Here is an 11583-nt window from a genome sequence, read left to right as displayed (position 1 = left end):
CAGGCCGGCCGGCCACCACTTGCCTGATGCGAAGGCGGGTGTTCTCGGGCCGGGCAGGCACCGGCCGGTTGCGGCGGCCGTCCCTTCGGCTCCGCTTCCGCCCTTTCCCCGGCTGGCCTCCTTGCGGCCGGCCCCGGAGTTCCTGTGGCCCAGGCCTGCGCGGGCGGGCGGGAGAGGCTTTGTAACACGGTCGTGGAGACGATGGTCATGGCAGTGTCAGGGCCGAGCCGGCTCCCATCACGACCGGTACGACCCCGAGCGCGATGAAGGCGGGCAGGAAACACAGGCCGAGTGGTGCCACGGCGATGACTCCCGCCCGGCGGGCCGCGGTCAACGCGCGTTCCTGCCGCCTGACGCGGGTCTGGTTCGCCAGCCGTTCCAGGGTCGCGGCCAGGCGGGCACCGGATTCCTCGCTGCGGTGCAGCGCCCGTGCGAACGCCGCGATCTCGTGCGCCTCCGCCGTGGCCGCCGGTCGGCCGAGCCTGCCCGGGACGAGCCTGGCCCACCGGTTCGCCGCAGGCCCTGAGGAACCCGGCCCGGGGCCGAGCAGCCGGCCGCACGCCTCCGCCATGGACGCGCCGAGACGCAGGCCGCGGCTGACCATGCCCAGCTCCGCTCCGAGCGGGCCAGCGACAGCGCCGGCCACGATGCCCAGGGCTGCCACAATGGGCGCACCGGCCGTCAGGCAGGCCGCGATCAGGTCGAGAGCCAGCGGCAGATCCTCGACGAGACGTGCCTGCCGGTGCTGGGCATCCTGATCCGGCGCGGAGGCCAGCAGCCGGGCCGCGACAGTGCCGACGATGATCCCGACGACCACGCCCGCCGGTACGGGCAGGACCACGGCGGGCCCGAGGCCGGCCGCCACGCTGAGAACGGCCCGTCGCAGCGTCGGCCCGCGCACGTTCGGGCGCCATCCACCGGTCATGCGCTCACCGGCCGTCCGGCCTGCGGACGGATGACCGGTGCCCGCCGCCTGCGCGTCCGCTACCCGCCGTTCGAGGGAGCGCCGCGTCGGCCCGGGGGCCGTGCCGGAAAGCGGGCGGAAGACGGCGACACGACGTTGTACATGGTCACGTAGCGTTGTTGTTCCGGTCAGCCAGGACGCGGACGCCATGCACAGCGCGGCCATGATGAGCAGGAGCTCGCGGCGGGAGAAGGCCGGGGCTCCAGCGGCCAGCGCGAGTGAGGTGTGCGCCGGCCCGTCGGCGACCGACGGCTGCCACAGCGGCTGCCACAGCGGTTGGATGCTCACCGGGGCAGCCCTTGCAGCTGCTGGGAGTGATCGATGTCCTTGCGATCGCGCATGCCTGCGTCGCGGTTACCGGCCACCTCGGTGAGCCGGTTGATCCAGGCCAGGCCGGCGAGGTCGAGCGCCAGGCCGACGACCAGGCAGAGCGCTCCGGCTCGAGTACCCAGAAGGACCGTCAGCGGCGAGGCGCCGAGCAGCGCGCCAAGCGCGATCCCGGCGACAGGCAGGGAGGCGACCAGCCGCCCGGAGGCCCGCGGCCCGGCGAGTGCCATGGCGACCTCGCCGTCCCGCTCACGCTCGTCGCGCACGACAGCGGCGAGCCTGTTCGCCAGCGGGGCCAACGGGATACCGGCGTGCTGGCTCACCCGCCATGCGGCCGCAAGCTGACGCAACGTCGGCGCCTCGCACGCCGCGAGCGCGACGGCCGGGTCCGTCCGGTGGGCGAGCGCGACGCGCAGCGCCAGCGGGTCGTGTATGCGTACGCCCCGGCCGGCCGCGCGCCGCCGGTCGTGACCAGGCGCGACAGGCTCGTCAGGCCTGCCCGGCCCGCCGGCGTCGTCGACGGCCGCCCGCAGGGCCTCGTCGGGCCGCCGGCCGGCCTCGAGCTCGGTGGCGAGCGCGGCGATGATCTCCTCCGCGCCTGCCCGCTGCCTACCGCGCCACCGTTGGTCCGCGGCGCGCCACAGAGCCCGTCGGAGCGTCACGGCGCCGACGACACCCGTGCCGGCGGCCACCGGGCCCAGAAGCACACCGATGACGGCCGTCCCCGCCGCCGCGACCGCCACGGGTAGCCAGGACCGGTCGGCCGGCCGGGCCACCGATGGTTTCGGCCGGTGACCAGAAACGTTTGGATTGTGGCCTGACGCGCCACCGGTTCCACGGCCCTGCCAGTTCGGCTCCGGCCATGCCGTGGCCGCCGCGCGGACCCGGGGCGGCCGCCGCCCGACCGGCCCGGCGGCCAGCGCCGCGGCGCCGGCGCAGCAGCCGGCGGCAAGTGCCACGGCCAGCATCACCGACCACCGGCGGCGGCGCGGAGCAGGTCAGGGCGCGGCCCGCCGCGCTCGGCGAGCATCCGGTCGAGAACCCGCGCCCCGGCCCCGGCCACGACGACCTGGGGAGTGTCCAGGTAGCCGTCCCCGTGGCCGCTCCCGCTGTCCCGGGGGTCACGCGACGGCGGGCGCCGGCGCAGGCACAGAGCGTCCAGTACATGCACAAGCCCGCTCTGGTCGCGGAAGAGCACGCCGATCTCGCTCAGCCGACGGATTCCGTCACGATCTCGCCTGAGGTGGACGATGGCCTGCACCGCCGAGGCGAGCTGGCTGTGCAGGGCCGTCCGGTCCAGGCCCGCGAGCGCGGCAAGCGCCTCCATCCGGGCTGGCAGATCGGCCGCCGCGTTCGCGTGGACGGTGCTCAGCCCGCCCTCATGACCAGTATTGAGCGCGACCAGGAGATCCACGACCTCGGCGCCGCGGACCTCGCCGACGACGATCCGGTCAGGCCGCATCCGCAGTGCCTGACGTACCAGATCCCGCAGGTCGATACCGCCCGCGCCCTCGATGTTCGGCGGCCGGGACTCCAGGCGGACGACGTGCGCCAGGTCCACGACGAGCTCGGCGGTGTCCTCCACGATCACGACCCGGTCGGCGGGGTCGACCCGGCCCAGCAGCGTGCCCATCATGGTCGTCTTGCCCGAACCGGTGCCGCCGGTGACCAGGGTGGCCAGCCTGCCCCGCACGAGCGCGTCCAGTGCCTCGGCCATGGCGGGGGCGACCGTGCCGGTCGATACGAGATCGTCCAGGGTGAACGGACGCGGCCGTGGGATCCGCAGGGACAGGCAGGTGCCCGTGACCGCGACAGGCGCGAGCACGGCGTGCAGGCGGGTGCCGTCGCCGAGGCGCGCGTCGGTGAACGGGGTGGCGGCGTCCAGGCGCCGGCCGGTCGCGGCGGCCAGCCGGACGGCGAGCCGGCGTACCGCGTCGTCGTCGGGGAAGGTGATCCCGCACCGCTGGAGGCCGCTGCCGCGGTCCACCCAGACCTCCGCCGGCCCGTTGACCAGGATGTCGGTGACGAAGGGGTCGGCCAGCAGCGGCTCAAGCGGGCCGGCACCGACAAGCTCCGACTCCAGCGACCGGTAGAGATCCAGCGAGTCGCCGTCGGCAGGGCCGGTTTCGGCCCGGACGGCCGCCGCGATGCGCGCGGACGTCATCGCGGCGCCGGAGCCGACCAGCCGTCGGCGGATCCCGGCCAGCAGCTCCTCGTCAGGGTGCGCGGCGTCCGCGGTGCCGGGAGGGACAGCGGTGCCGGGAGGGACAGCGGCCGGCATCGTCAAGGGGCGTTCCGGGCCCCTCCGCTGGACAGTGATGTGATCGTGGGAGTGGTATGGCGCGGCCCCGGGCGTGGAGCGCTCGGCGGCGGAATACTCGTTCATGCTGCCACGTCCGGACGGGCCAGGCCGAGGTCGTCGAGGATCCGGCCGCTGACCCGGGCCAGCGAGCTGCGGCGCCGGCCGCCCGGCGGTTCGCCCCGCTCCAGCCCGGAGGCGAGGCCCTGGTCGTGCCGTAGCGTCCCGGCCACCGGCAGCCCGAGCGCGTCGGAGACGACATCGGCCTGCAGCCTGGCCGGGCCTGGCAGGCGCACAACGACACGGACGTCGGCACAGTACCGGTTGACCGTGTCGCACACCCGGCCGGCGGCGGCGACTGCGCGGACCTCGGCCGGCACGACCACAAGGATGAGCTCGGCCATCTGCATGGCCGCGGCCGCGGTCAGGTCGGGAAACCGGGGAAGGTCGACCACCAGCAGATCGTTCCCGCGCCGGACACTGGCCATGGCCGAGGTCATGACGGACGGTGTGATCGCCGTCGGGCTGGTCCTGTCCCAGGAGAGCACGGGGAGTTCCCCGAGGCAGGGCAGCACCCCGGTCAGTGCCCGGCGTGGCAGCCGGCCGTGGGCGGACACCAGATCCGGCCAGCGCATCCCGGGCCGCTCCTCGATACCGAGGGCGAGGTCGATGCCGCCGCCGAGCGGGTCGGCGTCCACCAGGACCGTGTCGTGGCCACGGCGCAGGGACGCGAGGGTCAGCGCGATCGCGAGGCTGGTGGCCCCCGCGCCGCCGCGGCCGCCCACCACGCCGATCATGGTGCCGTACCGCTGGTCCGGTTCGGTGGCGTCGACGAAGACGTCGATCAGCCAGTCCTCCGCGTCGGGGAGGAAGGCGACATGCTCGGCGCCGAGCCGGACCGCGGCCTCCCACACCCCGCCGTCGTCGAGGTCGGAGCTGACCAGCACGATGCCCGGACGCCGGGGGAGCCCGAGCGCGACGCAGGACGGCACCCGGTCGGCCCCGACGAGGATGAGCGGGGCGCTGTTCCAGTACCGGCGGGCGAGGTCGGCGTCGGCCACGGCGTCCACGGTGGCTCCGGCCGTCGCGGCGAGCCGCAGGAGATCGTCGAGCAGCGGCGGTTCGTCGGTGACGACCAGCGGCCGGGCACCCGGCCCGGGTTCGGGAGCGAGGCTGGGGACGGGCGGTGCGGATGTCATGGCAGGGCCCTTCTGTCGTCGGATAGTGGGAGCCGTCGGATAGCGGGGACGGACGTCCACCATGACGCACATCGGGCCTGTGGATAATTCGTTCTCCACAGCCTCCGAATATGTTCTAATAAAGGATTTTCGGGCCGGTAATGATCGATCTACGTCGATGACGTCGACAGTCCACCGACGCCGATCCACCGACGCCGATCCACCGACCCGTTAATCTGTTGAGGCGGGCCGCTGGCTCGACGGCCGGACCGTGGTAGGATCGCCCCCGAGGTGAAGGCGCGGCTCGGTGGCTCGAGCCGCAGAAGCCGAATGCGGAAGAGTGCGCGTGCGGAAGTTGAGCGCGGAAGAGCGAGCATGATGCCGCCGGTCTGGATGGTCGTCCGTAACAGTCGCTGGTCAATGCTGGGTGACCATCCGGACGCGAGGCCGTGTGATCGAGTATCTGGTAGAGGCGGCCGGGGTCGCGTAACCTCGTGCAATTTACATTACTCTGAGTTATTTATGCTGGTCGCAGCACTGATCCAAAATTGATCAAATCTTTCGATCAAGTAAGGAGGATGCGGTCACGAGGCTCTTGACTTTTAGTTCGCCCGGACGACGGCCTCACAGATGGCTAGGGATTCACGGGCACCCAGTTCCAGCGCGTGGGCGTAATAAATGATCCATCGACGGACGCCTTCGGCGCCCGCTCCGGCGTAGGCACGGGCGGCGTCGGCATAGCCGTCGGTGGGCACGTTACCGGTAGCCGTATTGCGGGTAGCCGCATTTCTGGCGGTCATATCAGCGGTGGTCGTGTCGCTGATAGCCGTCGCGCTGGTGGTGATACGGCCGGATTCGACGTGGCCCACATCCGTCGCGGTCACGGCTTTCGGATCGAGACCGCGGCTGATGAGCACCAGCCGTCCGGCGGCCCGGGCGATGATTCCATCGAACGTACCGAACGGGCGGATGGTCAGCAGTTCGCCTTCCACGATCGCGGCCACGAGAATCGCCGGCGCGGAAGTCCGGGCCAGCAACAGTTCGGTGAGCCCGCTCAGCCGCGCGGCGGTCTCGGCAGGCGAGGGCGCCGGCCCCAGACCGAGGGGGTCTGCCGGATCCACGATGGCCGCGACGCCCGTTCCCCCGGCGGGCACCGCTGTGGGCGAGCCGCCGGAAGCCACCTGACCGCTGGAACCGGAAGCGGCCGGCCGGCCGGTGTGGGAGACGGGCGCGGGTGAAGCGTCCGCGGGCAGGAGGTCCGCGGACGAAGCAGGCGAGGCGGTGGGATGCTCCCGCTCTCTTGGCCGGCCGAGGTCGATGTCCGCGATGAGGCCGCGGGCGACAAGCACGTGCATCCGGGCGAGTGCCTGTCGCGGTGCCCGCTCCCAGGCGCCGCGCAGCGTCCCCAGTTCGGCGTAAAGCCGGATCGCGCCGAGTGTGACGTCGATGTCAAGGGCCCCGGCTGTGCCCGCCAGGCCACCGGCGGGTTCGTCACCCGGCTGTCCACCGGCCCCTTCGTTCGCGTCGGCGGCCGAGCCGCTGGCACCGCTGCCAGCGGTGCCAGCGGGGGAACCGGCACCGGGCGTCGCCGCTGGCAGGGCACGGTTCAGGCGCGCGCGCAGGGCCTCCAGGCCGACGTCGTGACCCTCCAGGGCAGCCGATGCCCGAGCGGCCCGCAGCGACACCTCGGTCGTCACCGCGGCGCTGCCGCGACGCATGACCCGGTGGCGCAGCAGGGCGTCGACGGACGACCGGGCCGCGGTGACCGCGTCGTGAACGCCCGGCAGAACGGTGAGAAGAGCGAACGGATCCGACCCGGTGGCTGCGGTCATTGTCCGTACGCTACCGGGTCACCTCCGGACGGACATCCGGTCGCGTACGGGCCCGCGGCCGGCCCGCCGCAGGCCGGCAGCCCGCGGCCGGTCCGGGCAAGGGGGCGGATGGGAAAGATCCTCGTTCGGTCGTCACGCCCACCGACGTCCATCAGGCCCGGTCGCGACGGCCCGAACCGGCCGGGTACGGGCATCACAACATATCCGGGCCGCGCGCCGACGCCGGACGCGGCAGACTGCGCAGAGAACGCCTCAGCAACGAACGCTTCAGCAGCCCGGAGGCGGTACCGGTCCCGGATGTCGCAGAACCGGGGAACAGCGGATCACAGGGAGGCCCACAGCCGTCTCGGACATTCCGCAACCGCGCTTGACGACCATGGATGAACGGTGGATGTGTTGAGCTGTTGCCATCGGGCACCATGTGGTGACCTGGACGCTGTCAGGCGGCCCGTGACGCTGTGCCCAGCGTCAGGCGGTAGCCACGTCCATGCCGGTGGAGGACAGCCCGTGCCCAGAAGGAGGATCAACGGTGCCGACCCCTACACACGACCGCTCAGCCGGTCGGGAGGCGACGCTCGGCGAGCTCGTCGCCGTCGCGACACGGGACATATCACTACTCGTCCGGCAGGAGATCGATCTGGCGAAGGCGGAGCTGTCGAAACAGGCCGTGTCCGCCGGGCTCGGCGCCGGGCTCCTGGCCGGCGCGGCCGGCCTCGGGTTCGGCGCGCTGATCGCGATCACGATCGGGCTCGGTGAGCTGTTCACCTGGGCCGGCGTGGAGCGGTTCTGGTCGTACTTCCTCACGGCCCTGCTCTTTGTGCTCGTCGCATCCCTGCTGGCCCTGCTCGCGGCCACCCGGCTGAAGAAACTGTCGCCCCCGGAGCGCACGTTGCAGACGGTCAGGGACGATATCGCCTGGCTGAAGCACCCGACGGCGATCGTCGGGTCCAGCGTGAACCATGCCGGCGCGCACCGTTCCGACGGGAATCCGCTCAGCCACCGGGAGGACACCGTCCCCGTCCGCTGAACCGCTCGTCGAGCCGGCTCGTCAGTTGAGCCAGTGAGTCGGCTCGTCAGAGACGGACCGGTCGCGGGCGAGCTGGCCGCAGGTGGGCCGGCCGGCCGAACCGGTCCGCTGACGCGCTCCGGCGGACGCCCCGGGCCCACCTGGCACGGCGGACATGCCGTCCCGAACCGGCTGTCTGTCATGCTGACGTGTGATGGAGGCTGCCGTTCCCGAGCCCGGCGTCGTCCTTGTGGATGGCCCGTGGCATCACCGTGACGTGTCCGCGAACGGCACCCGGCTGCACGTGGCCGAGCTTGGCGAGGGCCCGCTGGTGCTGCTGCTGCACGGGTTCCCCCAGTTCTGGTGGGGCTGGCGCCATCAGCTCACCGGGATCGCCGCTGCCGGCTACCGGGTGGTCGCCGCCGACCTGCGCGGCTACGGGGCCAGCGACAAGCCCCCCCGTGGCTATGACGCCTTCACCCTGTCCGACGACGTCACCGGGCTGGTACGGGCCCTCGGCGAACGGGATGCTGTGATCGTCGGGCACGACTGGGGCGGCCTGGCCGGATGGACGACCGCGGCGCTGTGCCCCCGTCTCGTGCGCGGGCTGGTGGTGCTCTCCATGCCGCATCCGCTGCGGACCCGGCACGAGATGCTGGCGAACCTGCGCGGGCAGGGTGCCGCCGGCCGGCATCTGATCACCTTCCAGCTGCCGTGGCGCCCGGAGCGGGTACTGGTCGCCGACGACGCGGCCTATGTCGGTGAGGTGCTGCGGGCGTGGGGCGGCCCGGGCTATCCCGACGCCGAGACGGAGGCCCGCTATCGCGAGGCGATCCGGATTCCCGGGGTCGCGCACAGCTCGCTGGAGTACCACCGTTGGGTCTTCCGGTCGTTGTTCCGGCCGGACGGGGCCCGTTTCGCCGCCGCGTTGCGCCAGCCGGTGTCCGCCCCCACCCTGCAGCTGCACGGGCGCCTCGACAGGTTCATGCTCCCGTCCACCGCGCAGGGCTCAGGGCGCTACGTCAGCGGCCCCTACGAGTGGAAGCTGCTGGACGGGGTCGGCCACTTCCTCCCGGAGGAGGCCCCGGACGTCGTCACCAAGGAGATCCTCTCCTGGCTGGCGCGGTGAGGCCACCCCGTCCGGCCGCGGCTCCCGTCCGGTCACAGATCCTGGCCGGCTGCGGCTCCCGGCCAGTCGCGGCTCCCGGTCAGTCGCAGCCTCGGGTACTGACGGCGTTGGTCGTGGTCTGACCGGCGGCGGCCAGGTCGTCCACCTCGGCGCTGGTCAGCACGTACCCGGTGTCCGAGTCGTTCGTGGCGGCGGCGAACACCACGCCGTAGACGGCGCCCTGCTCGGACAGCAGCGGCCCACCGGAGTTGCCCGGCAGCACCTGCCCACGGACGGCGTATATGTCACGGAGCACCGTGCCCTGGGAGTAGATGTTCGGGGCCCTGGCGGTCTGGCGGTTGCGGATACGGGCCGGCGCGGTCGTGTACGGGCCGTCCTGGGGGTATCCGGCGACGATCGCGTCGTCTCCCGCACGGCCGGGCGGGTTGTTCTGGAAGGGCAGCGGCGTCCGGCGCAGGCCGGGCACGTAGAGGACGGCGATGTCGGTGTCGGGGTCGAACAGCACGACCCTGGCCGGCAGGGTGCTGTTGCCCACCTCGACCTGGGGCCGGGTCACCCCGGCGACGACGTGGGCGTTCGTCATCACCCGTTCCGTCGCGTAGACGAAGCCGGTGCCTTCGACCCGCTTGGAGCACGATGGCGCGATCCCGCGGATCTTCAGGATGCTGTTCGCCGCGGCCTGCACGGCCGGGGTGTTCTCGGCGGTGGTGTCGGGTGGTTCGACCGGCACGATCTGCCCTCCGCCGAGACCGGAGAAGACCTCGGGGAAGCCGTTCTGGTCGACGAGCCTGCGCAGGTCGGCGAAGGCGTCGCGCACGGCGTTCGGCATGGCCGCGTCGACGGTCCGCAGGACCTCGGAGCGGCGGACGTGCTCGGCGAGGGTGGTGAACGGGGACCGGTCGACCGCCGTTGCCAGCAGCCACGCCACGAGCAGCACCGAGATACCGGAGAGCACCGCGCCAGCCACCGAGTCGACGGTCTGGCCCGGCCGCCAGGTGAGCCGGTCGCGTAGGGCCGCCCCGAGCGCCGTGGCGGCGATCTGCCCGATCAGGGCGAGGCCGAGGACGACGAGGATGCCGATGAGGGGGCCCTGCGACTCCGCGTTGATCATATCCGCGAACGGTGTCGCTATGTGCGCGCCGAGGACGCCGCCGCCGAGGAACCCGATGAAGGACAGCGCTCCGACCACGAAGCCCTGCCGGTAGCCGGACACGGCAAAAACGATCACAGCGATGACCAGGACGAGGTCAAGGATGTCGAACACCTTCGGCTGCCCGGTATCCGCTAGCCGACCGTCAGCGTGCCGTGCATGTTCGGATGGATCGTGCAGAGGAACGAGTAACTGCCCGGTTTGTCGATGGTGAACGTGACCGACTGTGATGTGCCTGCCGAAGTGACGCTGGTGCGGGCCTCGGGGATCTCCGGGATCACGAAGTTGTGCGGGGCGGAGCCCGCCGGCACCGTCAGGTTTACCCGGATCTTCCCAGGCCGGGCCGTCAGGGCCGAGGGGGAGAACTCAAGGGACGCGGTGCCGACCACGTCGAAGACCTGGACGCCATTTTCGATCTTTGGCGTGGCGGTGGCGGCGGCCGAGGGCGGGCCGGCCGGTGTGTCGCTCCCACAGCCGCTGAGCCCGAGCCCGAGCACAACGACGGCGAGCATGAGGGCCAGCGTGCCCGGGCGGGCCGTTCGACGGCGGCCCGGCCTGCCGGCGCTGGGCGCCAGGCCCGGGAGAGCATCCGGGCCGGTCATTACGCTCATTGCTGCCTCCGGTCCTTGTCGCCCTTCGCCGACGGCCGTCCGTTTAAGGGCCGTCCGTTTAAGGGCCGTCCGCTTAAGGGCCGTCCGCTTAAGAACACTGTCGTCCCTGGTGTCCGGGCCGGGCGCGGATCTGTCATCGATCTGTCCGTGGAGCTGGGTGGGTCGCGGGGAGCACCGGGGACTTCGGCCCGCGCAGCCCGCCCGGTGGGCCGAGGCCCGTCCGGTGGGCCGAGGTCCCGACTGGTCACCGGCCGGGCTGACGGTACCGCCCGCGGGGCGGCTCACCCGGAGCGGGCCTGCGGTTCCGGCGGTCTCCACGAACGGTTGTGACGCTGCGTGTGCGTCCGGGTGGTTCATCCGGAGTCGTCCGTCGGCTCCGAGGCCCGGCCGGGGCAGGTGGACGCCGGCCGGGCGTCCACCGTGGGTGCCGGCGGGGTGCCCGTCACCGGCGACTCGACCTGTTCGGCGGGCAGCCAGAGGCGCTCCCAGCCGCCCATCCGCAGCAGCGCGTCGATCAGCCCGCCGGTGAAGCCCCAGATGAACATCTCCTGGACGCGGAAGGCCGGTCCCAGCGCGCCCGTCCTGCGATGACGGACCTGCAGCCGGTTCGCCGGGTCGGCCAGGTGGGTGATCGGTACCCGGACGACCGCGGACGTCTCGCTCGGGTCCACCGGCGCGACCGGGCACGGTGTGTGCCACCACCCCAGCACCGGCGTCACCAGGAAGTGGCTCGGCGGTATGTAGAGGGCGGGGCCGGTGGCCAGGAGCCGCACGCCGGTCGGGTCGAGGCCGACCTCCTCCCTGGCCTCCCGCAGCGCGGTCGCGGCCGGGGAGGTGTCGGTGGGGTCGGTCGCCCCGCCGGGGAAGGCCGACTGGCCGGCGTGGCTGCGCAGGCTCGCCGCACGTTCGATGAGCAGGATGTCGGGCCCCTGGGGGCCGTCGCCGACCAGCATGAGGACGGCCGCGGGACGCCCGTCGGCCGCGTGCAGCCCGGTCCAGGAAAGCTGGTCGGGATGGGCGGTGCGCAGGGCCGTCGCCAGGCCCGCGAGCCAGGCGGGCACGCCGGCCCCGGCCAGGCTGTCCGTTC

Annotated in this window: 10 protein-coding genes; 2 read left to right on the top strand and 8 right to left on the bottom strand. The window is 72.6% G+C overall.

Annotated features, from left to right (window positions below):
• Positions 1-205: 205 nt before the first annotated feature.
• The 5 genes from AC5LUJ_RS04985 to AC5LUJ_RS04965 all read right to left on the bottom strand — a co-directional run bounded on the left by AC5LUJ_RS04985 (position 206) and on the right by AC5LUJ_RS04965 (position 6600).
• Positions 206-1252: a type II secretion system F family protein gene (locus AC5LUJ_RS04985; RefSeq protein ID WP_250287036.1), complete on the bottom strand. Its 1047-nt coding sequence runs from the start codon at positions 1250-1252 to the stop codon at positions 206-208.
• Positions 1249-2067 carry a type II secretion system F family protein gene (locus AC5LUJ_RS04980; RefSeq protein ID WP_493464527.1) on the bottom strand — a complete coding sequence of 273 codons (819 nt, stop codon included), beginning with the start codon at positions 2065-2067 and terminating at the stop codon, positions 1249-1251. Before AC5LUJ_RS04980 ends, AC5LUJ_RS04985 begins: the two co-directional genes overlap by 4 nt.
• Before the next feature lie 191 nt (positions 2068-2258).
• On the bottom strand, positions 2259-3677 hold the full coding sequence (locus tag AC5LUJ_RS04975; protein WP_250286073.1) for a TadA family conjugal transfer-associated ATPase: 1419 nt from the start codon (positions 3675-3677) through the stop codon (positions 2259-2261).
• The gene (ssd, locus tag AC5LUJ_RS04970) at positions 3674-4789 is read right to left on the bottom strand and encodes a septum site-determining protein Ssd (protein ID WP_250286072.1); all 1116 of its coding nucleotides are present in this window, start codon (positions 4787-4789) and stop codon (positions 3674-3676) included. The genes AC5LUJ_RS04975 and ssd overlap by 4 nt, the downstream gene beginning before the upstream one ends.
• A 581-nt stretch (positions 4790-5370) precedes the next feature.
• On the bottom strand, positions 5371-6600 hold the full coding sequence (locus AC5LUJ_RS04965; protein WP_250286071.1) for a Fic family protein: 1230 nt from the start codon (positions 6598-6600) through the stop codon (positions 5371-5373).
• A 529-nt stretch (positions 6601-7129) separates the two neighbouring features.
• Here AC5LUJ_RS04965 and AC5LUJ_RS04960 point away from each other — a divergent pair.
• The gene (locus tag AC5LUJ_RS04960) at positions 7130-7627 is read left to right on the top strand and encodes a phage holin family protein (protein ID WP_250286070.1); all 498 of its coding nucleotides are present in this window, start codon (positions 7130-7132) and stop codon (positions 7625-7627) included.
• A gap of 193 nt (positions 7628-7820) precedes the next feature.
• Complete coding sequence (locus AC5LUJ_RS04955) at positions 7821-8735, top strand: alpha/beta fold hydrolase (RefSeq protein WP_250286075.1); 915 nt, start codon at positions 7821-7823, stop codon at positions 8733-8735.
• Positions 8736-8814: 79 nt separating this feature from the next.
• On the opposite strand, the gene AC5LUJ_RS04950 is transcribed toward AC5LUJ_RS04955, so the two are convergent.
• From AC5LUJ_RS04950 to AC5LUJ_RS04940, 3 genes are all read right to left on the bottom strand, one after another.
• The gene (locus AC5LUJ_RS04950) at positions 8815-9999 is read right to left on the bottom strand and encodes a MarP family serine protease (RefSeq protein ID WP_250286069.1); all 1185 of its coding nucleotides are present in this window, start codon (positions 9997-9999) and stop codon (positions 8815-8817) included.
• 20 nt (positions 10000-10019) lie between these two features.
• Positions 10020-10496 carry a cupredoxin domain-containing protein gene (locus AC5LUJ_RS04945; RefSeq protein WP_250286068.1) on the bottom strand — a complete coding sequence of 159 codons (477 nt, stop codon included), beginning with the start codon at positions 10494-10496 and terminating at the stop codon, positions 10020-10022.
• A 353-nt stretch (positions 10497-10849) separates the two neighbouring features.
• Positions 10850-11583, bottom strand: a 734-nt coding sequence (locus AC5LUJ_RS04940) for an NUDIX hydrolase (protein WP_493464526.1), incomplete at its 5' end; no start/stop codon positions are given.

The organism is Protofrankia sp. CiP1_Cm_nod3 (assembly GCF_982290655.1).
This window is presented reverse-complemented; position numbering and strand designations above follow the sequence as displayed.

What these genes read in the sequence shown, in the direction of transcription:
- AC5LUJ_RS04975 (WP_250286073.1), bottom strand. Translation starts at nt 3,677, where the DNA reads ATGAACGAGTATTCCGCCGCCGAGCGCTCCACGCCCGGGGCCGCGCCA.
- ssd (WP_250286072.1), bottom strand. Translation starts at nt 4,789, where the DNA reads ATGACATCCGCACCGCCCGTCCCCAGCCTCGCTCCCGAACCCGGGCCG.
- AC5LUJ_RS04965 (WP_250286071.1), bottom strand. Translation starts at nt 6,600, where the DNA reads ATGACCGCAGCCACCGGGTCGGATCCGTTCGCTCTTCTCACCGTTCTG.
- AC5LUJ_RS04955 (WP_250286075.1), top strand. Translation starts at nt 7,821, where the DNA reads ATGGAGGCTGCCGTTCCCGAGCCCGGCGTCGTCCTTGTGGATGGCCCG.
- AC5LUJ_RS04945 (WP_250286068.1), bottom strand. Translation starts at nt 10,496, where the DNA reads ATGAGCGTAATGACCGGCCCGGATGCTCTCCCGGGCCTGGCGCCCAGC.